The sequence below is a fragment of the Dyadobacter sp. genome, assembly GCF_017744695.1.
GTDB lineage: Bacteria > Bacteroidota > Bacteroidia > Cytophagales > Spirosomataceae > Dyadobacter.
The window spans coordinates 1,599,844-1,621,643 of record NZ_JAGIAS010000001.1 but is presented as its reverse complement, the minus strand read 5'-3'; the positions used below and the strand labels follow the sequence as shown (position 1 = coordinate 1,621,643).

Below are 21,800 nucleotides of genomic sequence, written 5' to 3'. Positions count from 1 at the left end.
AATGTACGGTTTCTTACGTATTTTTGAATTTACTAAAACAAACAAAACCAAAGCGTCATGAAGAGAAGTGTATTGTTCTATTTGCTATGCCTTTTATCATGGGCGGCTATCGCTCAAAATTCAGTCCAGGATACAAGCTGGGTCAAAGCCAATTACACCAAAACAGAGCATTACATTTCCATGCGGGATGGTGTGAAACTATTCACGGCCATTTACACTCCCAAAGACGATTCGCAGGCCTACCCGATCATCATGCAGCGCACGCCGTATTCCGTGAGGCCCTACGGGGAGAACAGCTACCGCCGCACGCTGGGGCCTAATGGTTACCTGATGCGCGAAAAATACATTTTTGTGTACCAGGATGCACGCGGCCGCTACAAAAGCGAAGGTAATTTCCGCGAAATGACGCCCGCGATCGAAAACAAGAAGAGTAACAAAGATGTGGACGAGTCGAGCGATACTTATGACACCATCGAATGGCTTTTGAAGAATACCAAAAACAATGGAAAGGTGGGCCAATGGGGTATTTCGTTTCCGGGCTACTATTCTTCTGCGGGATTGCCGAATGCGCACCCTGCCATGGCGGCCGTTTCGCCGCAGGCGCCCATGTCCGATGAGTTTATCGGCGACGACTGCTACCATAACGGGGCGTTCTTTTTGATGGATAATTTTGGTTTTTACAGCGGCTTCGACGGTCCCAAAAGCAATGATGGGACGAATTATAAGAGCCATTTCAATGCGGAGTATAATGACGCTTACAAGTATTTCCTTGATTTCGGCCCGTTGAAAAAGAGCAATGCGGCCCCGTATTTCGCCGATCCGAATTGTATTTGGCGACAGACCACCGCACATCCGGTGTACGACGAATTCTGGCAGTCGCGGAATATCAAGAACCATTTGAAAAACATCAAGCCGGCGGTGCTGGTAGTAGGCGGTTGGTTCGACGCGGAGGACTTGTACGGCGCATTGAAAACTTACGCGGCGATCGAAAAGCAAAGTCCGGGCAACAACAACCGGCTGGTAATGGGCCCCTGGACGCACGGTGGCTGGGCAGCACGGGCCTGGAAGCGCTTTGCGCAATACCAGTTTGGTACCGATGTAAACAGGTATTATCAGGAAGAAATAGAGACCCGATTTTTTAATTTTTACCTCAAAGGCAAAGGGGCCTTTGATCAACCGGAGGTAACTGTTTTCGAAACCGGCTCCAATCAATGGCGACACTATGAGGTCTGGCCGCCGAAGAATAGTGCGCCTGTTTCCTACTATTTTGGGGAGAAAGGGAGTTTGTCGTCACAAAAGCAAGGCAATGCAAGTGGCTCCACGACTTACGAAAGCGACCCCGCGAAGCCGGTACCTTACACGAACGTCATCAGCGGGCACCGAAACAATGAGTACATGGCCGAAGACCAGCGGTTTGCCTCGCGCCGTCCTGACGTGGTAAGTTTCCAGACCGACACATTGATGGAAGATTTGACGTTAACCGGTGAAATCGTGGCCAACCTGATGGTGTCTATGACCGGCTCGGACGCGGATTTCATCGTGAAGGTGATCGACGTATGGCCCGCCGGATCGACGGTGCCGGCCCCGAATGAAGGCGATAAGCCGATCGTCATGGATGGTTACCAGCAAATGGTACGGGCCGAAGTGTTGCGTGGGAAATTCCGGAACAGCTTCTCGAAACCGGAGCCTTTTGTAAAAGACAAAATCGAAAAGGTCACTATGAAACTGAACGAAGTAGCGCATACATTTAAAAAAGGTCACCGTGTAATGGTACAAATACAAAGCAGCTGGTTCCCATTGGTAGACCGTAACCCACAGAAATTCGTGAACATCTTCGAAGCATCCGAGTCGGATTTTCAAAAATCGCGGATCACGATCCATCACGATGCGAAGAACCCCAGTAGCATTACATTGCCGGTAATGCGCTGATAATAGGAATGCCCTTTAAATCCTAAATCCCTTAATCTTAAATCCAATGAAAAGAGTATTCCGGAAAATCCCGGTTTGTTACGTCGCGCTGTGGCTGCTCGCCGGCACGGCGGCCGCCTGGGCACAAACGAAGCCCAGGTTTCGCGCGCTGGCCATGGCCGAGCCAGGCGGGCACCACATCGCATATTCCAAAGCCGCCCGCCCGTGGCTGGATTCCCTGGCTGCCAAAGAGCATTTCAGTATCGACTATATTGATAAAACGGATCCGGTCAACGAGGCATTTCTGGCCCAATATCAGCTCATTATCCAGCTAGACTATGTGCCTTATGCTTGGAAACCGGAAGCGGCTGCGGCATTTGAAAAGTATATCGACGAAGGGCGGGGCGGCTGGATCGGTTTTCACCACGCTACCTTGCTGGGAGAGTTTGACGGCTACAAAATATGGCCGTGGTTCTCGGATTTTATGGGCGGTATTCGCTACAAAAACTACATTGCCGATTTCGCTGCGGCGACGGTGAAAGTGGAAAATAGCAAGCACCCGATTATGAGAGGCGTACCGGCGTCGTTTCCGGTCCAAAAAGAAGAGTGGTATATCTACGATAAAAGTCCACGTGCCAGCGTGAATGTGATCGCGAGTGTCGACGAATCGACTTACCAGCCTGATTCGAAGATCAAAATGGGCGACCATCCGGTCGTATGGTCGAACCCGAGAAAGAAGGCGAAGAATGTGTACATTTTTATGGGCCATTCGCCGGTACTGTTCGAAAGCGCCGTGTATAAAACCATTTTCAAAAACGCCATTCTCTGGGCCGCCCAAAAATAGACGGATATGCTGAACAGAATATTAATGCTCGCGCTGATGATTTTGGCGCAGCAAATCGGCTTTACGCAAAAGAAAAAGTCGAAAACTAACCCGGTGCCTGAAAGCAAATCGTTTTATCAGACACGGCTGGACGACGGGGACGCCACTTATTTTACCCCTGAAAATTTCAAAATCACCAATGATGGCCAAACGGACGTTTCTGCTGAACTGCAACGGGCTATCAATGAGGTGAAAATCAATTACAATTTCGGTATTGTCTTTATTCCGGAAGGCACTTACAAGATCAGTAAGACGATTTACATTCCCACAGCCGTACGTGTGATCGGTTATGGAAAGAGGCGGCCGCTGATCGTGCTCGCAGATAACGCACCCGGCTTCCAGGAGGAATATCCGCAGGACAAAGGCAATGCCAAATATATGTTCTGGTTCACGTCCTCGATCCCGAAGGAAGGGCAGCCGGTGCCGGATGCCGGCGCAAGTACGTTTTATAGTGCGATGTCGAACGTGGATCTGCGAATTGGCGTGGGTAACCCGTCGGCCGTGGCATTGCGGACGCATTTCGCGCAGCACAGCTTTATTTCGCACGTCGATATCCACGCGGGCACAGGCAAAGCGGGGATGTTCGATGTGGGTAACGAAATGGAAGATGTACGCTTTTTCGGGGGCGACTACGGCATTTATACTTTCAAACCGTCGCCGGGTTGGCAGTTTATGATGGTCGACACCTGGTTCGAAGGGCAGCGGAAAGCGGCGATCCGTTCGCAGGAATCCGGGCTGACGATCGTGCGGATGACTGTAAAGAATGTACCGACGGTGCTCGAAGTCAATCCCAATTTTTATGAAAAGCTGTTTATGGAAGACAGCCGCTTTGAAAACGTAAGCGGCCCGGCATTGGTGATCAGCAATGAGAATAATGCGTATACCCAGGTCAGTTTGCGGAATGTCAATTGCAAAAAAGTACCTGTGCTGGTACATTTTCGCATGAGCGGAAAACAAATTACGGGGCAGGGGGAGATGTACCGGGTGAAGAGCCTGAATCACGGTTTGCAAATGGCGGCGATCAATGCAAAGCCGGTGCATATGACCACAAAGGACATCGAAACGCTCAAAACCGAATCAGCGGCGGCGGCAAAGGACATTCCGGCTTTCCCCGATATCAATACCTGGGTAAACCTTAAAACACTGGGCGCAAAAGGCGATGGCGTTACCGACGATACCAGGGCTATTCAAGCAGCTATCGACCTGCATGAGGCGATCTACGTTCCACAAGGGTGGTACCGCATTACCGAAACGCTGAAATTGCGAGAAAAGACGGTGTTGATCGGTCTCAACCCGGTTTCTACCCAGTTCATTTTGCAGGATAACACGGAGGCATTCGGAAGCTTCGGGCCACCAAAACCGATGGTGGAATCGTCGCAAGGCGGAAACAATATCCTTACGGGCATAGGCATTTCAACGGCAGCGAGCAATACGCGGGCAGTAGGGTTGAAATGGATGGCAGGCGCCAGTTCCTATGTGAATGATGTGAAGTTCCTGGGTGGGCATGGTAACATTGCACGGCAACGACCGGGGCAGGAGGTTTTGAACAACTCGTCGCATGTGGGTAATGAACAGCATTGGGACACGCAGTATTGGAGCCTTTGGATAACTAATGGCGGCGGTGGCACATTTAAGAACATCTGGACTGCGAATACCTTCGCATCTGCGGGCACATATGTGTCGAACACGTCCACGCCGGGGCGCGTGTATGCGATGTCGGTAGAGCACCATGTGCGTAATGAGGTGCGGTTTAAAAATGTGTCAAACTGGAAGGTTTATGCATTGCAGCTCGAAGAGGAGAGCAAGGAAAGTTCGGGTTGCCAGCCGCTGGAAATCGAATCTTGCGATAACATGCTGTTTGCCAACCTCTATATGTTCCGTGTAATCCGCGTGAGTACGCCTTATCCGCATTCAATCCGCTCCTGGAACAACAGGAAGCTGGAATTTTTGAATGTGCATAATTACAGTCAGACTAAATACCCGTCGACAGTGCCATTATACGATGTGAATACAGATATGGAGGTGCGCCCGTGGGAATTCAACAGGTTGGTCATGGATAATCCCCAATCGCGTGCTATTGATTTACAGATCGGTAAAGCTATGCAACTGGCCAAAGGCTTCGAGTTTGCGGACGGCATTTGTCATGATAGCAAGGGGAATGTGTATTTCAGCGAATCGCGGGCGCGGAGGATTTATAAATGGTCGGCCGAAACGAATAAGTTAAGCCTCGTGGCCGATTTTCCATGGGAACCGCTTTCGCTGGGTGTCGATACGAAGGATAATCTGATCGTGGTGTTTAAATATGCCCCTAAACCAGGTTACCTCATCGCCGGGCAACCTGAGGCATTCCCGAATCCGCCCGATGCTGCCGGTACGTCGTTCAGCGGCTGGGGAAACAGCGGTTTCGGGACATTGGTGTACGCCATGAATCCTGATCAGCCTGAGGAATCCATGCATTTGCTTCAAAAAATACCTGTTGAAAAAGTGACGGGCATTGTCAAAACACTTAATCCTTCGAATCGTCGCCGAGATTCGGGCGATTTTTTGAAAGTGAGCACCAACCAGTTCAAAGAATGCTGGCTGGCACCGGATGGCGTGACGATCGTGCCGGTAGTTTACGACCTGGCACGGTCGAATGCATTGGTGGAGGGCTATCCGGGAAAAGTGCTGTACGGTGCCGACGAGTATTTGAAAAGAACTGTCCGGTTCAATGTAGGATCGCAAGGGCATTTGTCAGAACCTCAGTTGTTCGCTGAAAAAGGGGAATTCAGCGCTGCGGTGGATAGCCGGGGTAACGTTTATATCGCGGATGGCCAGGTGTATGTGTTCGATCCTTCCGGGAGGGAAATCAATATGATTGAAACACCGGAAAGGCCCTCGACGGTGACGGTAGCAGGCGATACGCTTTTCATTACCGGTCGTAATACATTGTATGCAGTGAAGTTGAAGTAGTAAAAAGGCTGGCATTTCAGTGCGAATGCCAGCCTTTTATTGCTTGGTTATCCTACTTAATACCTTTGCGTTTTTTATACTCCTGGTAACGCAGGTTGTATTCTTTCAACTCTTCTTCCTTGAAAGTTTTCAGGTAATGTTCCGGCAGATCGAGCCGTTCTTTCATTTTCAGGGTGTTTGAAAGCTCAACCAGCGTATTGACGCCATTTTTATCCTTGTTCAAATCAAATGCGTCGTACAAATCGCCGTTGACGGTAAATGCCTTGAAGGCAAGTTTGTCGTGGTCAACCGTGATAGCCTGATACAGTTGCGTATTCGAAGCGGCCCGGTCCATCCAGTTTTGCAAGCCAATGTCATACATTTTAGGGCCGCTCACCGATACCACATAAATGGGTCCATCGGGTTTTTTACGGCTCTGGCCTACCGGAATGTTCAGCCCGCGTCCGTAAGTGTGGTCATGGCCTTGCAGCACGATGTCCACCTTGTGCTTTTTGTATAACGGCTCCATGGTAGCCCGCCATTCGTCGTTATCACGGCCATTTTTGGTGGAGTAAATAGGATGGTGATGCACCACGATCGTCCAGCGGTTCGGATTGTTGGTTGTGACCTGCTCGAACCATGCAGCCTGCTTCTTCATGGTCGTCGAATCAAGTATGGCCGCCTGCGAATCGAGTGAAATGAAGCGGACGCCCTGGTAATCGATGTAATATGTGGTTTCCGAAAGGCCATCCGGGCCGTTTTCAGGTAGTGCGAACTGTGGTTTCCAGTGTTTTGAAACGAAAAGGTTACGTTTTTCGTCGCGGTAATATTCATGGTTGCCGGGCGTGGCCAGGTTTGGTACCATGCCGTTGATCCAGCCGCCGGCCTCGAACCATTCACCCCATTGGTAATCCACATTGGAATTGTTGATCAGGTCACCCGCGTGGATCATGAGGTTGGCTTTGGGCATATTCGCGAACGCCCCGCGAACGGCCCGGGACCATAGCGAACGAATATCGTTTTGCGCGTCCCCAAAATAGAGGAATGAAACCGGTTCCGGCTTGTCGGACGCCGTTTTGAAATGGAACCATTCACTCCATGACTTGCCATCGCCGACCCGGTAAACGTACTGCGTGGCGGGTTTCAGGTCCGCGAAATTCGCTTCGTGGTAATGGACCGTTTTGCCGTCGATCACAACCTGGTGTGTAGCTGCCTGCACCGTACGCGCCTTGGACGGAAAATCAGGTGACGGATCTGCCTCATGAATTGCGGCAATGGCGGTCGTCACGGTCGAATCGGTGCGCCAGTTTACAGCCTGGGACACAGCCGGGTTTCCCTTGTAGCCCAATATGATACGGTCGGGAAAGGCGGAAGGTGGGTATATTTTATTCTGCTGTGCGTAACCGGTTGCAGCCCCGGCAGTTAGTAGAATTCCCGCGATAAGGAATTTGGAGTATAAATGATTGAAAGATTGCATGTTAGTCTATGGCAAATTTGGTCACAATATTACCCGTTTGGAAAGCAATCGGACTAGTTGCTATCTTCATTTTACATTTTGATAATATTGAACGCCATGAAGCTACATCTACGACTGATTTACATCTCCTGCCTTTTCATCGCAACTGTTGTCGCCTGTAAGAAGGACAAGGCCCCGGACCCGGTACCAGAGGAAGAGTCCGCCATGAAATTTGTTAAAATCCTCGACGATTCGCTGAAAGGAAAGGGTTTCGGTTACAGCTTTGCGGTGTACCAAAAGGACCGGATGATCGGCACTGGCGTGGGCGGTTTTTACGCCAGAAAAGCTGAAATACAGGAGGATAAACTCATAACGGCCGATACCAAAATGCAGATCGCGAGTATGACGAAGACTATCACTTCCGCTGCTTTCCTCAAATTGGCGAAACAAAAAGGGATCAAAACCACCGACAAAATCATCGATTATCTGCCCAAAACCTGGGTTAAAGGGCCGAATATCGAACTCATTACATTTGAAGATTTGCTCACGCACACGAGCGGGATTGTGGGCATGAGCGAAAATTGCAAAAATGGTGCATTCACCGAGAATGTCTGGTACGGCTTGAAATTGCTTATTGAGAGTGGTATCAAAAAAGAAAACCATGGATCGAGCTGCTACCAGAATGCAAATTTCGGACTTTTCAGGGTGCTGATACCGGCGATCAACGGGCTGGAATTTACAGGTAACGATAACAACGATGCGGTGTCCGCAGTGGATGGATATGAGGAATATGTCCGGAAAAACATTTTCGAAAAGGCAGGAGTGGTGCTGGACACGCCCTTTTCAAATGGTCTGCCTACGCCTACATTCGGCTATGACTTCCCGTACTCGGGAGAATATGGTTTCGATCCGGGGGATTTCAGCTCTACGACCGGCGGTTATGGTATTTATCTTACGGCCAATGAGGGTGTAAAGCTGTACGCGGCGCTTTTTTCGCCCGAAAACAATGCTGTCATCACACAAGACATTCGTGACGAAATTGTGAACAACGGTTTGGGTAGTTACAGCGCCGTGATGCCGGAAGGGAAATTCAGCTATCATGACGGCTGGTGGTTTTCGAGTCTTGGACCTATCAATCCGAAAGGTTTCAGGAGCGTATGGATGCATTGCCCGGAAGATATTACCGTCGTCCTTTTTACCAATGCACTACGCAATGGCGACGGCCTGTTCCCGATCCGCTCGGGTTTTTACGAAGATATTACCTCCTATGTGCTCTGGGCGTTCTCAAAATACAAGGATCCCGGAAGGGGTAAGCGGATGCGGCAGGTTGACTTTCATCAGTATCTGGAACATCCGGAGCCGCATTAATTAGCGCGAGGAAGCAACCGCTTTTTTATCGGGTTTACCCTTTGATGCGGCAGCCTTCTCCATTTTTTGTTGCTCGATCCACCGGCTGATACGATTGAAATCGCTGTCGGAAGGTTGCCTGCCGGTTGTGGCGAGGTCGATATGTTTGGCATCGTTTTGCATAGTATAAATATACAAAATTTATGGGAAATATTGCCTGACTAACTTCGACGCTGCCGGAGTATCAATGGCCATCACATTGCCAAAAAGCAATTGGGCTCCAAGATGTGTTTGATAATGTGCTATCAACTTGGTTTTGCTTTCAAAAGAAATATAACCGTCGTATCCGCAGTCAAAAGAAAGCTTGCATGCGAATGCAATAAGGTTACCGGCAACACCGATGTACCGTTTGGCTGCCGCCTTGTTAGCTTGACTGTTTTCTATCAGGTGCATATAAAATATGATCGCCCTTATCCTGCAAGCATACAAGCCCTTGAATTACTTTTGGATCGCTCCGAAGAACCAATTTGAAGACTTTCTTCTCCTTTTTTGAAAATTCCTTGGGCCAATCGAAAAGCCATTCCGCTTTTTTCAGAGCAAGCATGTCTTGAGACGAGACCAGGACTACTTCCGTTGGCAGGCTTTCTCCAGTCGAAGCATTTTCGATGGAACGGGTCAGTTTGTCAATTTTGACCCCTATTCTGTGAGAGGGCATTTGAGAAGGGTTATAGTGTGTAAAATTGATTGAATCGGAAGAAAGTTAGCAGTATTCTTGCAATTCAACAACATTTAGTTAACCTGGTCCTGTCCTCTCAATACCTCCCGCAGCATCATCAAAAATGGTTCAGCTTTTGTGAAATCAAGCTGCTCGTAGAACATACCTAGTCGGTTTAGATTTAAGTAGTATTCCGCGACATGCTGGTAATAATACTGCTCCGATTGAATGTACCAGGCCATTGGCCCCAGTTTATCTGAAAGAAACCACTTTTCAAGCAGCCGCCCGGCCCGGCCATTTCCGTCGTTGAAAGGATGGATACAGACAAACAATAGATGGATGAAGGATGCATAATAGAAGATTTCTTCCATCGAGAGCTCGCGTCGCAGGAGTTCGTCAATATCTTCCCACAACTTATCCATTTCCTCTTGTACCAAATGGGCTGATGCCGCTTCAAATTGAATACGGCCGGATTTGTGTTCCAAAACCACCATGGGATTCTGCCTGTAAATGCCGCGCGAATGTTCCGGTAGCAGATGCTCGGCAAGAAGTCGATGGGATTGGGAAAAATGGCTGCTGGACAATCTGTTTTCCTTCGCATAAATATAAGCGCGGAAAAGGTCGTTGGGCTTATGGGTAAGCTCCGGGAGGTATTCTATCTGCTGAATTTTGTGTTTGACATAACTGTCGATCTCCATCGGTTCTCCTTCGATTTTGGAGGAAGTAATGACGGCAACGGAGGTATAAAAGTTAAAAGAGTCGGATCTGACAAATGTTTCATCCAGTTGCCGTAACGCGGATTGAAAGTCGATACCCGGTTGGTTTCGATAACTTTCCAGTAAAATATCGGACAGGATTTTCATGAGCGAAACAGCGTGGGTTCGGCAACCAACCAAGTTACCAGTATTCTTTCAATTCCAAAACCTCTACCTTTGCACCTTAGAAAACGTGCATCCGTGAAAAAGAAGACACTCCTGGTCACCCCGCCATTTACCCAGCTCAATACGCCTTATCCTGCTACCGCTTACCTGAAAGGGTTTCTGAACACTTTGGGAAGAGAGTCGTATCAGGCTGACCTGGGGATCGATGTGATCCTGGAATTGTTTTCTTCCAAAGGATTGAAAAAGCTGTTTGCCATGCTGGAAGCGTCAGATATCGAGCTGACAGACAATAGTTTCCGCATTTACGCGCTTAGGGACGAGTACATTTCGACGATCGATCCGGTAATCCGTTTTCTTAAAAACAGCAATCCCACGCTCGCCCACAGCATTTGCGACCGTTCCTATTTGCCGGAAGCAAGCCGTTTCCAACAGCTCGAAGACCTCGATTGGGCGTTCGGGACGATGGGTATCCACGACAAGGCCAGGCACCTTGCAACTTTGTACCTCGAAGACCTGGGGGACCTGATCCAGGAAGCGGTAGACCGGCATTTCGGTTTCAGCCGGTATGCCGAGCGCCTGGGCCGTTCGGCGACAAGTTTCGACGAAATGGAAGCCGCGCTCGAAGCGCCGGATACCTTACTTTCTCAGACATTGAAGGACGTTCTGGAACGGAAGGTTAAGCAATACCGGCCTGATATTGTGTGTATTTCAGTGCCTTTCCCGGGAAATTTGTATGGCGGCTTTAAATGCGGGCAGTATCTGAAAACGCATTATCCGCATATTAGGATCATAATGGGCGGAGGCTTTGCCAATACGGAATTGCGTTCGCTGGAAGAGCCGAGAGTTTTCAATTATATCGATTTTGTGTGCCTTGATGACGGCGAGGCACCGCTGCAATCACTTTTGGAACACCTGGATGGCGAGCGCGACCTGGCGAGCTTAAAACGCGTGTATTCACGGGTCGGAGGGAAAGTGGTGTACCACAATGGCGCAAAGGAAAAGGATGTGCCGCAACGCGAAACAGGCACGCCGGATTATAGCGATTTGCCTTTACACGATTACCTCTCGGTGATCGAAATTGTAAATCCGATGCATCGTTTGTGGAGCGATGGCCGCTGGAACAAGCTGACGCTCGCGCATGGTTGCTATTGGGGCAAATGCTCTTTCTGCGATATTTCGCTGGACTATATTCGCCGGTATGAGCCGATGACGGCCTCGTTACTCTGTGACCGCATTGAGGAAATCATCGCGCAGACGCAGCAGAACGGTTTCCATTTTGTAGACGAAGCTGCGCCGCCAGCATTGTTGCGCGATCTGGCGCTGGAAATTATCCGACGCAAACTAACCGTCGTGTGGTGGACCAATATCCGTTTTGAAAAGAATTTCACACACGACCTTTGCCTGTTATTGAAAGCGTCGGGTTGCATTGCCATTTCCGGCGGGCTCGAAGTGGCGTCCGATCGTTTGCTCGATCGGATGAAAAAGGGCGTTACAGTGGCGCAGGTTGCGCGGGTGGCGGACGCCTTCACGCAGGCGGGCATCATGGTGCACGCGTACCTGATGTACGGGTTCCCGACGCAAACGGCGCAGGAAACCATCGATTCGTTGGAAATGGTCCGTCAAATGTTTCAGTTGGGTATTGTACAATCGGGTTTCTGGCACCGGTTTGCGATGACGGCGCACAGTCCCGTGGGCTTGCATCCCGAAGAGTTCGACGTGATGCGGTTAGGCCCTGATACAGGTAAGTTTGCTAATAACGACCTGGAACACGACGATCCCCTGGGTGCCGATCACGATCGGTTCGCGGAAGGCCTGCGCAAGTCGCTTTTCAATTATATGCACGGCGTATGCCTCGATTTTCCATTGTCCAAATGGTTTGAATTCAAAACGCCGCCGACTTCCATTCCACCGAATTATATTGAAAAAAGCATCCACGAGCCGGCGGAACTGGCCGTGCGCCCGAACGCGGTGATCGTCTGGACGGGCAGCTTACCCGAAATGGCGGTTTTCGAAGAGAAAAGAGGCAAGAAGGTCAGGGAAATTGCTGAACTCGTGTTTTACAACAAGAAAAAAGAATGGGCCGTGGAAGCGGAGGTGGAAGTAGGAGAGTGGCTTACTGAAATGCTTCCAAAACTGCTCATCACCAATCCGGAAGTATACGCTTTTGAGCAATTCAAAAATGATTTCGAAGTTGCAGGAATGGGCGTTTTTGAAACATTTCTCAACTCCCGCACGTGGCAGGAGTTGAAAAATGGTGGTATGCTGGTGTTGTAAGCCTTAGTAACGCAGCACTTCAAAAGTTTCGAGGTTATCATCGAATGTTGTGAAAACGGCCGGGTAACCCGGTGCGATGCTGCCGATCTTGTCTTGAATTCCCAATGCGGTTGCCGGACGAATGGTAGCCATTTCAATCGCTTCCTGAACGGGTATTCCGATGATCTCAACGGCGTTACGTACAGCATTGCCAAGTGAAATGGTTGCGCCCGCAAGGTTGCCATCTGAATTAATGTATTTCCCGTCTTTCAGACTTGCATCAAATTCCCCCCATTTGAACTGGGTCACTTTCTGCCCTAAAAACAAAGCATCTGAAATCAGGAAAAGCTTGTCGCGTTTGATTTTGTAGGCCACACTGGCCGCACCGAAATCGCAATGGGTGCCGTCGATGATCACCGGTGCGTACACCGATTCGGTGTCGAAAGTAGCCCCTACGAGCCCGGGAGCGCGATGGCCGAATGCCGACATGGCATTGTACAAATGCGTCACCAGCTGAATGCCCTGGTCGAATGCGGTCATAGCTTCGGCGTAAGTAGCATTGGAATGTCCTGCCGAAACGGTGATGCCGGATTCGAGCAGCATTTGTAGCTGATCCTCGGTAAACATTTCGGGTGCGATGGTGATCAGGCGGATCACGTCTTTGCCGTAACGGATAATTTCTTCCAGTTCCGGGTTCGTCGGTTTGCGCACAAACGACGCCAAATGCGCGCCCCGTTTAATGGGATTTAAAAATGGGCCCTCCAAATGCATTCCCAGTACGCCGGAATCCGGGTTTTTGGTCATGTAGCTGCGCGTAGCCTCGATGCCTTTCAGGATGTTGTCGTGCGGGGAGGTAATGAGGGTCGGGAGGACGTAAGCGGCTCCGGTTTTCACGCTCGCCTGGTAAATGTCGTCGATCGTTTCCTCGTCGGCGCGTTCGGTGAAATAGAACTGCTCACCGCCATTGATATGGCTGTCGAAAAGCCCGGGAGCAAGGTTAGTCACCTGTGGCATGCCGGTTTTGGGCGTGCCGCTTTCTACACTTCGGATACGGCCATTTTCGACGACGATAATCTGGTTAAATAGGAGCTCTTTTCCTGTAAAGACTTTCTCTGCAAAAAATTGGGTGGACATAATCAAAGGCTTGGTTTAGAAGCGCCCAAGAAACAAAAAACGTAGAGCCGTTCAAAGCACTATTTGATAATTATGTCAAACTTGGTCAGGAGACCTGCCAGGTCGGACGAGAGAAATTTAGCCTTGCGGATATTGTTAGCAGTCGGATCGATCGTGAAGTTTTTGCTGGTCGAAAAATCGACACCACCGAGGTTGGTACCGTCGAAAACCGCGTCCCAGAAGTCGCAGTTATGCACTTTGCATTTCGACAGGTCCGTTTGGGTAAAATCGGCGTTGTGAATTTTGCAGCTGCTGAAAACGGTTTTATTCAGCTTCTTACGCTCGAATATCGCGTAATCGAGAATGCAGTTCTCGAAAAAGGCGGTAAATGCGAAGTCTTTGGCCTCGGAAAAATTGACGCCGGTAAGCTTGCAATTGACGAACGTTATATCGGAAATCTTACAATTTTTGACCGACGCGTTGCTCAGATTGCAATCTTCGAATACACAGTCGATGAAATCGATACCAGACAGGTCCGGGATGTTGCATTGCACAAACCGGACCTGCTCGTAGCTGCTTTCCAGCAGTGGCTCAATGTTAAAATCTTTATTTTCAATCGTGTCGAAATTGCGGGTACTACGCATTGAGCCAAAGAGGTATTAAATGTATTGCTTGATAACGGATTTCAGCTGGTCGGCCTGTACTACGCCCGACTGGCGCCAGAGCGGCTTGCCGTTTTTGAAGACGATCAGCGTAGGAACGCCCTGAATGCGGTACGCTTGCGCCGCCGACTGGTTTTTATCCACGTCGACCTTAATAATCGTTGCCGAGTCGCCCAAATCGGCCTTTACTTTTTCGAGGATCGGCTTCATCATTTTACAAGGGCCGCACCATTCGGCCGAGAAGTCCACCAAAACCGGTTTATCGCTGTTGATTAATTCTGAGAATGTTGCCATAACGCTACTGTTTTGTCTTAACTGATAACCCATCCGGGCCCCGAAAGGTTTAATCAAAGCCCAACGGAAAAGCGGGAGTAAAGATCATGCCATCAATTCCAGTTGTCCCTCAGAAATTTACCGACGCGTTTTTCCACCCATTCATAGGTGAAATGCGAATAGAGGATGGTGAGCCCGATTGAACTGAGCAGGGAAACAGCGAACATGCCCTCATTTTCCGGCGATTTGAAGAACCTGAATAGCACGATGTTGACGAATATCAGCACGATTGCGTGGTTCAGGTAAATAGAGTAGGATATTTTGCCGAGATATTGGAAGGGCTTGCTATTCAGCATTTGTGTCACAATGCCTGTCGAGCTGGCGAAAATGACAATGCCAATCGAGAAAATAAACGGAAAAATGAGTTTCCAAAGATTCAGCTCCCAATGATGCACGCAATACATAGCCGCCACCATAAAGAGCAGGAAAGGAATTTCGAACGCAGAAAGCTGAAATGTTTTTTGCCTTAACAACTGGTGCGTGAATATGCCCAGCGAGAAACACAGCAGCCCGCGTACGTAGCCGTAGTCGTAGGCGAGCAGGTATTCGCCCCTCGAATAGATGAAAATGCCGGATAATAGCCCGATGAGGGCAAATGCCGCATACTTGAACCGGGGCAGTATCAAAACGACCAGCCCGAACACGACGTAGGAAATCATTTCAGCGGAAATCGACCACGAGGGGTAATTATTGCTGATCCATCCGCCGAAAACCGTGCTGGAACCCATGAATGTGAGGGCGTCCAGGGACGTGTACAAATAGTAGCTCAAACCCATTCCGGCCACATTTTTCAATGCGCTGTGCTCACCGAGCAGATTGGCAACGACAAAAACGACTTCCGTGTAAAACAGCAGCGGATAGAGTCTGATAAAGCGCTTTTTCAGGAAAGTCAGGAAATCGCCTGTGCTATGGATGCGGTCGACATAGTTGAGTGCAATCACGAAACCGCTCAGCACGAAGAAAAAATCGACAAACAGGCTCGCATTGATGACGAAAAAGTTGTTGTAAAGAATCGACTCTTTGAATGCGTTATGGTGATGGGCAATGACCAGGACGGCAAATATGCCCCTTAACCCGTCCAGTTGTTCAACTCTGTTCTTCATGTGCGGAATGCTGGGAACCGCTCGGAAAGGTTCCACGGCTCGGGGGAGCGTATCAGGTGGTTACGGTGCTAACGGGTTGCGGCTGTGGCCTTGAAACCTTTCTAAATCTCGGGATAGCGTCCAGATATTTGATACCCAGGAAGCGGATCATGACCGAATACGGGAACCAGAATGCGATATCGTAAGGCCGGCCACCGGTAAAGAGCAGCACCATCATGGACAGGAAGAAATAGGCGAGGAACGTCGTCAGCGGATTGGTATGGCGGCGCACTTCGCGTATCACGTAGATGAACAGGAAGAAGTTGAAGCTCGTAAAGAAAATGAATCCGAAAATTCCGTGGTTTACCCACGATTCCAGGATCGGCACGTCGAGATAGTCATTCTTATAGCCCCTGCCCAGGAAAATGTCCCATGAATACAGTGTTTCCAAAAATTCTCCAAAACCACTTACGCGTCCCATTGCCGAGTAATCGACATCGGCTTCTTCGGAAAGCCGTACCCCCGTGGAGGTAAAAATCACGTTCATGATCCGGTCCTGGAAAATGTCCCAATACCCTAAAAGCAGGTTCAGAATGTCACCATAGCGGGCGAGGAAATAGTAGATCACCAGCAATATCATGATGATAAACACCATATTCCTGAACTTGAACGCGCTGCCGATGGCCGAGCCGATGTCCGAAAATTTGAAGTGGAAGAGGAAATATGCCCCGAAAGCAATACCCAGGCCCAGGTAGCTGGATTTCGCCAGCGACAGGACCACTACGCCCAATCCGAAAAAGACGGAAAAGAACAGGAAGAGCCTGGTGAGGAGGTGCTTGGTGTTGCCGAGCAAAACCATGGCCGAGAGCAGGGTAATCACCCCGTTTCGCGCCGTAATGTGCGGATTACCGCCCGGTTGGGCGCCTTCATTCGCAAAGCTTACCGCGGCCCGCATCCCCGGCGTCCAGTTAGGATCGGTGATGAGCGCGTAAACGAGGGTAATGTTGGTGAAGAACGAAAATACGAACAGTACCTGTATCAGCGTGTCTTTCACATCGTTAGGGACATGCATCAACAATGCGAGAAACCCGAACGTGAATACAAAGTTACCGATATCTGCGATGGATTTTCCCTGATGGTTCATGAACATGAAGTACCAGAGAGTCAGCAGCAGGAAACCCGCCCCGAGGTTGATCAGGATGACATTTGGTTTGTAAAGTCGTTTGAAAAGTGTTGAGGGAACCATCATTAACAGCGCCAGCGAGAAGAAAATGGCGGTAAAAATGCTGCTCGCGGGGCCTACACCGAGTGTATCGCGTATAAAAAATATCAGCGGAAACCCGTTGAACATCATCGCGATGCCCATCGAATACCGGAGATAGTTAAAATTATTGGCTACATTAAATAAGCTCCAATTCATCTGGAAAGCCGGAATCTGATGTACTGAATATCGAACCGCAGAATGAAATAGGCGATTTTACGGACGCGGCACCAAAGATACTTGATTTTGTTGACTACCGGGGAACCGATCGTTGAAATGTACAATTTTTGTACCCTAGCGTGCTCCTCCCGTCCGATCGTCGTGGCGATGGTCGACGACTTTGCTTCCGGATGGACGCGCAACGCCCCCCCGAGCCCGTCGATCTTTTTCGTGGTCGTCGACTTATGCGAAGTATACCGCGTAATGAAGTCGTAATCGAATGCAAAACGGAACGATTCATCGAACATGCCATACTTTTCCACCAGCGAACGCTTGAAGAAAAGCGACTGGTTATGAATCTGCATCCCTTCCAGGATCTGGCAATCGAAGTCGTAAGAAGTCGTTTTAAGTATTTCGGTCACTTCGTCGTCGGTAGTGATCATGTATAGGTCACCGTAAAGGATATCGACCGGATATTTCAATGCTGCTTCTCCAAAACGAGTGAAAGTGCCCGGGAAATATACATCGTCTGAATTTTGAAAGCTGATATACTCGCCCGTTGCTCGTTCCAGCGCCTTGTTGATGGCATGTACCTGCCCGCGGTCTTTCTCGGAAACCCACCACGACAAGTATTTTTCATATTTTTTGATGACCTCCACGCTCCCGTCATTTGAGCCGCCGTCGACGATAATGTATTCGAGATTGGGGTAGCCCTGGTTGAGCACACTCAGGATCGTCCTTTCGAGGAATGGCGCCTGGTTGTAGGAGGGGGTAATGACCGTCAGTTTGGGGTATTGCTGCGCATTGCTGCCCGTTTGGGCTGGTTTCAGTGCTGATACAAAGTTCCGCAGGTCCTGTGTGGTTTGTTCTAAAAAATGCATGGAATCCTGTTTCGCTGGTTTAAAACTGATCGATATAATTGGTCAATTCTTTCAATTTGGCCGCAATGCCTTTTCGCATGAGCCGGTTAGGAAGGATATTGGCATACTTTCCGAACGCCGGTTCACCGCTGATTTCCAGTTCCTGTTTCTTTTGGATGACAATGCGTTGGTACTGCATGAACAATGCCTGAAATGCTTTGTTTTCCGTCACCAGTGGAGCATGGTCCGACCAGATCGGGTCGAAATATCCGAGGCCAGCGAAATCAAGCGAGACCAGAGGCTGGCCGTCGACTTCGTGCGCGCCGTTTTGAGTAACAAGGTTTTTATTCAACACGGCATTCAGGCCATAATGCCAGCCGGGATTGTGCAGTGTTTTCGTCGCAGGAATCCACACCGGCATGTAATTCAGCCAGAGCTGGTCGGTGTTCATGCCGTTGCAAAGGTCAAAATGAGCGCGATCGATGGTCCGGTGTGCCCACCATTCCAGCGCCGCCGTCGTTTTTTCCGAAGGCCGCAGCGTCCAGCTCCCCGAATGGAACATGCCTGCATTCAAAATCCGCTTGTCGTCCAGATTGGCCGAACTTTTCAATGGCGCTGAAAGATTGGGCGTTAGAAACATTTCGGCATCCGCATCGAGCAGGCTGTTGATCGAACTTTTAAGCTGAACAGTCGGGCTTAGAAAGTTGAGCTGCCGGCATTCGGGATGTTTTTTCAACAAACCCAATGCAATCCAGGGACGGCAGGCAGGCAGGAGCTCAAAATCATAATATTCAGCGGCCATTCTCTCAAAATCAGGGATAGCCAGCTCCGAAACCGGAAACAGCTTTACGTGCTCGGGGAGTTTTTCAATATTGAGGGAATCAACCCATCCGATGTAAAATCTACTTTCAGGCTGGTGTTGTAACACAGAATCCGCCAGAGCCAGTGCATGCGCCAGGTTGGTTCGGTTACAAACTGTGTATATAATATTCATGAACGACTATTCCGTTTCAGGTAAAGTTTTAAAGTAGGGTATTTCGTGGATATTGTCCCGCGAAATGCCCGTTAAGGCAAAAGGTAAAGTTGCATCTTGATATTGGACACCAAATTGCGCAAAATGGCTGCGTACAACGTCGGTAGGTTTCCTTAAATGCGGTAAAAACCTGTTTGCTTCGAGCTCCCAGAACACCGAATCGGCATTGGGAAGGTTCGCATTGTGGCGGTATTGATGGGCAACGCTTCGTTTGCCTTTCAAAGCGGCCGTCATCCGCTCAATGCGGCAAAGGTAAAGTCCGTTATCGGTATAACCCGCCCCGAATAATCGTTTTTCCTCGTCCGACAGCCCCGAAATGCGTTTCAAAACGCCAGGTGCGGCATGAGGCTCCGTTAATCGGGGACTGGCTTTGAGGTAGTCGTAACCCTGCTTGCACCAGTAATGCAACTCGTCTTTCACCACCCAGCTATTCAACTCATGGATCAATAAAAAGTCGCACCAGTTGAAGCGATCGTAGAAATCGGCCATCAGCAACAGCTGGCCCAAATGCTGCCGTGATTCGAAAAAGCGTTTCGGGAAATGCACTACATCGATATTTTCCGCATGCTCGCGGACGACCGAAAGGTCGGCGCCTTCGCCGGCGACAAAAATGATCGGGTAGTCCGCAAGCATTTTCAATGCGTGATGCAACAGTTTTTCCTCCGTTGGATTGATCTGAGGTTCAAGGATCGGAACTATAACAGTGACCAGCTCTTTCATCAGATCGTTTGCAGCTTGCCGATCAGGTAGTTGAAAGGCATTTTCAAATATTTCCTCACACGCAGGTACCGGCGCACAGGCGCAGGCTTGATGTACGCACAGGGGAATTTGCGGTAATAGGCGTTCCCATTATTGATGAGGCTGTTTTTGTACAATGCGAAAAGGGCTGTAAGGTCAGTGCGCGTACTCAGTTCGAAGCGGTCCTGGTATTTCGAAAGAATATCGGGTTTAGCAGGATCGTAGCCGCTGTAATGGAAGAAAATCAGCGGGCTTTCTTCATTCACATACCAATGGCCGTCGCGCTGCGAAAATGTGCGCTCATGCAAATTCCAGTAAGCCGCATTGTAACCCGGACTTCTTTCGATGTGGGTATTCGGTACGAAAACCGGCAGGAAATTCATCCAGTTCTGGTCTACGAAAAGCCCATTGCAGAGGTCGATCAGGCATTCATAGCGTAGTTTTTCTTCCCACCATGCGATAAAGCGGTCGTTCTCCTCCGAACGGCTGAATGCCACAAAACCGAGGTTGTAAACACCGGTATTGAGGTGATGCAGCTCGTTGGGCGTCAGCCGGTCGTTGATCGGCGTGTTGATATGCGGCGTAAGCACGGCATTGTGCCGGGCCAACGAATTTTCAAGTTCTGTTAACGGCTGAAAGACAATGATATCCGGGTCGAAATAAATGACGTTTTTCGCCTCGGGGTAATGCTTGAAAAAATAGGTAAAATAGAAAGGTTTTACCGCCGTGTTCAGCTCGGTGATATTGTAGCGTGCGCACATTTCCTGAAAATCGCGGATTTCGATCTTGTCGATCTCGATCATCGGGTAGGAGGGTGCATACGAATCTTCAAATGCAATTCCTTGAAGCGTGTCCACCAGGCCAATGAAAAACCGGACATCCGGGTTGGTCGCTTTGAGCGAATCTCCTAATGTCCGGGCTTGCGCGAGGTAATTGATGGAGCAAATGGTAAAGGCAATGGTCATTGATTGTGCTGTTCCGAAACCTGCAAAGGTAAATACTTCTGAATAATGGCTTCGACGCTCGCTACGCTTTTATCCGTGTTATGCCTTTCCAATACTTTTTTACGTGCATTCTGGCCCAGTGTGTTCCGTAACGACGGATCGAGGATCAGTTGGATGATTGCATCCGAGGCCGCCGAAATATCCATGTACGGTACTACAAACCCGGCATCGCCCTCAATGAGTTCCGGAGCACCGCCTGCTCCTTCGAAACACACCACTGGAATTTCCTGCAATGCGGCTTCCATCACCACCAGCGGATAAGGGTCCTCGCGGGAGCTCAGCAGCAGTACATCGAAGCGGTTGATATAATCCAGCGCACGCGGGGTAGGCGGTATGAGAATGATCTTGTCGCACAGTCCCATGAGCCGGATATCGTTTTCAATCAGCTCGTAGATCTCGTGCTGCGGGCCCGCGCCCACCCACACAAAGTAAACGGGAAGCGGCTGTGTCTTGCGGATAACCCTGCTGGCAATCCAGTTGAATATATCGTTCCCCTTGCGCCATTCGGCATTTCCGCAGCCACCGATTACAATGGCATCGTCGGGGATCTTATAAGTTTTTTCAAGAATGTCGTGCTGCACGTCGGCCAGCCGTTGGTCGATGTGCTCGTGGTCGATCAGCGTAAAAGTACTGACGTGCGAGGCAGGAAAATCATATTTGCGGATATAATGATCTGCCACGGCGTGTGAAACGGCGATCAGGTGGTCCGTCTTCCTGAGCAGGAAAGAAAGTTGCTCTTCCTGTGTATAAATCTTGACAGACATGGCCAGCTCGTGTACAAAAAGCACGAGAGGCAAGTCGTGAAAAGGTTTTAGAAATTCGTAGTAAACTTCCGCGTTGGCAATGGAATTGATGAAAATAAGGCCGATATTCTGTTGTTCGAGTTCGGCCAGGACCCTTTCGTTTCCTTTATGCTGCGAATGCTCTTCGTAGAATTTCAGCAGGTTTGTTTTGCGTAGCAGCTTCCCGGTGAAGGGGGGAGTGGTGATTTTTTTGGTTTGAAAAAGACGGGTAACACCCACCACTTCTTCGAATTCCGCTTCCAGTTCCCCTCCGTTACAGAGCAGCAGGTGCATCGGAACGCCTCGTTCTTTTAACAGTCGCAATAACTGCAGTAGCAGCAGCTGACTGCCCGCCCTGTTCGCATCGTGACTTACAAAAAGTATTTTCTTCTGCTCCAT

Annotated in this window: 19 protein-coding genes; 5 read left to right on the top strand and 14 right to left on the bottom strand. The window is 49.5% G+C overall.

All coding sequences use genetic code 11. The features are described from left to right. The first annotated feature begins 57 nt into the window (after window positions 1-57). The 3 genes from J7619_RS06255 to J7619_RS06245 are packed head-to-tail and all read left to right on the top strand — an operon-like array spanning window position 58 to window position 5,743. On the top strand, window positions 58-1,929 hold the full coding sequence (locus J7619_RS06255; protein WP_291195676.1) for a CocE/NonD family hydrolase: 1,872 nt from the start codon (window positions 58-60) through the stop codon (window positions 1,927-1,929). A 46-nt stretch (window positions 1,930-1,975) separates the two neighbouring features. After that, complete coding sequence (locus J7619_RS06250; protein WP_291195673.1) at window positions 1,976-2,752, top strand: ThuA domain-containing protein; 777 nt, start codon at window positions 1,976-1,978, stop codon at window positions 2,750-2,752. Between the two features lie 6 nt (window positions 2,753-2,758). Beyond that, window positions 2,759-5,743 (top strand): glycosyl hydrolase family 28-related protein, encoded by a 2,985-nt coding sequence (locus J7619_RS06245; protein ID WP_291195670.1) that lies wholly within the window; start codon window positions 2,759-2,761, stop codon window positions 5,741-5,743. A 52-nt stretch (window positions 5,744-5,795) separates the two neighbouring features. On the opposite strand, the gene J7619_RS06240 is transcribed toward J7619_RS06245, so the two are convergent. Then, a complete protein-coding gene (locus J7619_RS06240; protein WP_291195667.1) occupies window positions 5,796-7,199 on the bottom strand; it encodes a metallophosphoesterase family protein in 1,404 nt (467 codons plus the stop codon). 96 nt (window positions 7,200-7,295) lie between these two features. Here J7619_RS06240 and J7619_RS06235 point away from each other — a divergent pair, with 96 nt between their 5' ends. Beyond that, window positions 7,296-8,546, top strand: a complete 1,251-nt coding sequence (locus J7619_RS06235; protein ID WP_291195665.1) for a serine hydrolase — start codon at window positions 7,296-7,298, stop codon at window positions 8,544-8,546. Here the strand turns inward: J7619_RS06235 and J7619_RS06230 are convergent, their stop codons facing one another. The 3 genes from J7619_RS06230 to J7619_RS06220 all read right to left on the bottom strand — a co-directional run bounded on the left by J7619_RS06230 (window position 8,547) and on the right by J7619_RS06220 (window position 10,103). Further along, on the bottom strand, window positions 8,547-8,708 hold the full coding sequence (locus tag J7619_RS06230; protein ID WP_291195661.1) for a hypothetical protein: 162 nt from the start codon (window positions 8,706-8,708) through the stop codon (window positions 8,547-8,549). A 241-nt stretch (window positions 8,709-8,949) separates the two neighbouring features. Next, entirely contained in the window at window positions 8,950-9,240 is a 291-nt protein-coding gene (locus tag J7619_RS06225) for a hypothetical protein (protein WP_291195658.1), read from the bottom strand. Window positions 9,241-9,314: 74 nt separating this feature from the next. Next, a complete protein-coding gene (locus J7619_RS06220; RefSeq protein ID WP_291195655.1) occupies window positions 9,315-10,103 on the bottom strand; it encodes a Fic family protein in 789 nt (262 codons plus the stop codon). Between the two features lie 93 nt (window positions 10,104-10,196). On the opposite strand from J7619_RS06220, the gene J7619_RS06215 reads away from it, so the two are divergent. Further along, window positions 10,197-12,395: a radical SAM protein gene (locus J7619_RS06215; RefSeq protein ID WP_291195651.1), complete on the top strand. Its 2,199-nt coding sequence runs from the start codon at window positions 10,197-10,199 to the stop codon at window positions 12,393-12,395. Between the two features lie 3 nt (window positions 12,396-12,398). Here the strand turns inward: J7619_RS06215 and nagA are convergent, their stop codons facing one another. The 10 genes from nagA to J7619_RS06165 form a co-directional block, all read right to left on the bottom strand. Continuing rightward, window positions 12,399-13,508 carry an N-acetylglucosamine-6-phosphate deacetylase gene (gene nagA / locus J7619_RS06210; protein WP_291195648.1) on the bottom strand — a complete coding sequence of 370 codons (1,110 nt, stop codon included), beginning with the start codon at window positions 13,506-13,508 and terminating at the stop codon, window positions 12,399-12,401. A gap of 59 nt (window positions 13,509-13,567) precedes the next feature. Next, window positions 13,568-14,131, bottom strand: coding sequence for a pentapeptide repeat-containing protein (locus J7619_RS06205; RefSeq protein WP_291195646.1), 564 nt, complete (start codon window positions 14,129-14,131; stop codon window positions 13,568-13,570). Between the two features lie 15 nt (window positions 14,132-14,146). Beyond that, window positions 14,147-14,443 carry a thioredoxin gene (gene trxA / locus J7619_RS06200; protein ID WP_090375102.1) on the bottom strand — a complete coding sequence of 99 codons (297 nt, stop codon included), beginning with the start codon at window positions 14,441-14,443 and terminating at the stop codon, window positions 14,147-14,149. 92 nt (window positions 14,444-14,535) lie between these two features. Next, window positions 14,536-15,585: an acyltransferase gene (locus J7619_RS06195; protein ID WP_291195642.1), complete on the bottom strand. Its 1,050-nt coding sequence runs from the start codon at window positions 15,583-15,585 to the stop codon at window positions 14,536-14,538. A gap of 52 nt (window positions 15,586-15,637) precedes the next feature. Continuing rightward, on the bottom strand, window positions 15,638-16,984 hold the full coding sequence (locus J7619_RS06190; RefSeq protein WP_291195640.1) for a hypothetical protein: 1,347 nt from the start codon (window positions 16,982-16,984) through the stop codon (window positions 15,638-15,640). Next, window positions 16,981-17,865: a glycosyltransferase family 2 protein gene (locus J7619_RS06185; protein ID WP_291195638.1), complete on the bottom strand. Its 885-nt coding sequence runs from the start codon at window positions 17,863-17,865 to the stop codon at window positions 16,981-16,983. The genes J7619_RS06190 and J7619_RS06185 overlap by 4 nt, the downstream gene beginning before the upstream one ends. Before the next feature lie 19 nt (window positions 17,866-17,884). Beyond that, window positions 17,885-18,838 (bottom strand): hypothetical protein, encoded by a 954-nt coding sequence (locus tag J7619_RS06180; protein ID WP_291195635.1) that lies wholly within the window; start codon window positions 18,836-18,838, stop codon window positions 17,885-17,887. 6 nt (window positions 18,839-18,844) lie between these two features. Next, a complete protein-coding gene (locus J7619_RS06175; protein WP_291195632.1) occupies window positions 18,845-19,597 on the bottom strand; it encodes a DUF5672 family protein in 753 nt (250 codons plus the stop codon). Then, window positions 19,597-20,580, bottom strand: coding sequence for a glycosyl transferase (locus J7619_RS06170; RefSeq protein ID WP_291195629.1), 984 nt, complete (start codon window positions 20,578-20,580; stop codon window positions 19,597-19,599). Before J7619_RS06170 ends, J7619_RS06175 begins: the two co-directional genes overlap by 1 nt. Next, window positions 20,577-21,800 (bottom strand): glycosyltransferase family 4 protein, encoded by a 1,224-nt coding sequence (locus J7619_RS06165; protein WP_291195626.1) that lies wholly within the window; start codon window positions 21,798-21,800, stop codon window positions 20,577-20,579. Before J7619_RS06165 ends, J7619_RS06170 begins: the two co-directional genes overlap by 4 nt.

Coding starts and splice junctions, on each gene's coding strand:
- J7619_RS06255 (WP_291195676.1), top strand. CDS start 58: ATGAAGAGAAGTGTATTGTTCTATTTGCTATGCCTTTTATCATGGGCG.
- J7619_RS06250 (WP_291195673.1), top strand. CDS start 1,976: ATGAAAAGAGTATTCCGGAAAATCCCGGTTTGTTACGTCGCGCTGTGG.
- J7619_RS06245 (WP_291195670.1), top strand. CDS start 2,759: ATGCTGAACAGAATATTAATGCTCGCGCTGATGATTTTGGCGCAGCAA.
- J7619_RS06240 (WP_291195667.1), bottom strand. CDS start 7,199: ATGCAATCTTTCAATCATTTATACTCCAAATTCCTTATCGCGGGAATT.
- J7619_RS06235 (WP_291195665.1), top strand. CDS start 7,296: ATGAAGCTACATCTACGACTGATTTACATCTCCTGCCTTTTCATCGCA.
- J7619_RS06230 (WP_291195661.1), bottom strand. CDS start 8,708: ATGCAAAACGATGCCAAACATATCGACCTCGCCACAACCGGCAGGCAA.
- J7619_RS06225 (WP_291195658.1), bottom strand. CDS start 9,240: ATGCCCTCTCACAGAATAGGGGTCAAAATTGACAAACTGACCCGTTCC.
- J7619_RS06220 (WP_291195655.1), bottom strand. CDS start 10,103: ATGAAAATCCTGTCCGATATTTTACTGGAAAGTTATCGAAACCAACCG.
- nagA (WP_291195648.1), bottom strand. CDS start 13,508: ATGTCCACCCAATTTTTTGCAGAGAAAGTCTTTACAGGAAAAGAGCTC.
- J7619_RS06205 (WP_291195646.1), bottom strand. CDS start 14,131: ATGCGTAGTACCCGCAATTTCGACACGATTGAAAATAAAGATTTTAAC.
- trxA (WP_090375102.1), bottom strand. CDS start 14,443: ATGGCAACATTCTCAGAATTAATCAACAGCGATAAACCGGTTTTGGTG.
- J7619_RS06195 (WP_291195642.1), bottom strand. CDS start 15,585: ATGAAGAACAGAGTTGAACAACTGGACGGGTTAAGGGGCATATTTGCC.
- J7619_RS06190 (WP_291195640.1), bottom strand. CDS start 16,984: ATGAATTGGAGCTTATTTAATGTAGCCAATAATTTTAACTATCTCCGG.
- J7619_RS06185 (WP_291195638.1), bottom strand. CDS start 17,865: ATGCATTTTTTAGAACAAACCACACAGGACCTGCGGAACTTTGTATCA.
- J7619_RS06180 (WP_291195635.1), bottom strand. CDS start 18,838: ATGAATATTATATACACAGTTTGTAACCGAACCAACCTGGCGCATGCA.
- J7619_RS06175 (WP_291195632.1), bottom strand. CDS start 19,597: ATGAAAGAGCTGGTCACTGTTATAGTTCCGATCCTTGAACCTCAGATC.
- J7619_RS06170 (WP_291195629.1), bottom strand. CDS start 20,580: ATGACCATTGCCTTTACCATTTGCTCCATCAATTACCTCGCGCAAGCC.
- J7619_RS06165 (WP_291195626.1), bottom strand. CDS start 21,800: ATGGAGCAGAAGAAAATACTTTTTGTAAGTCACGATGCGAACAGGGCG.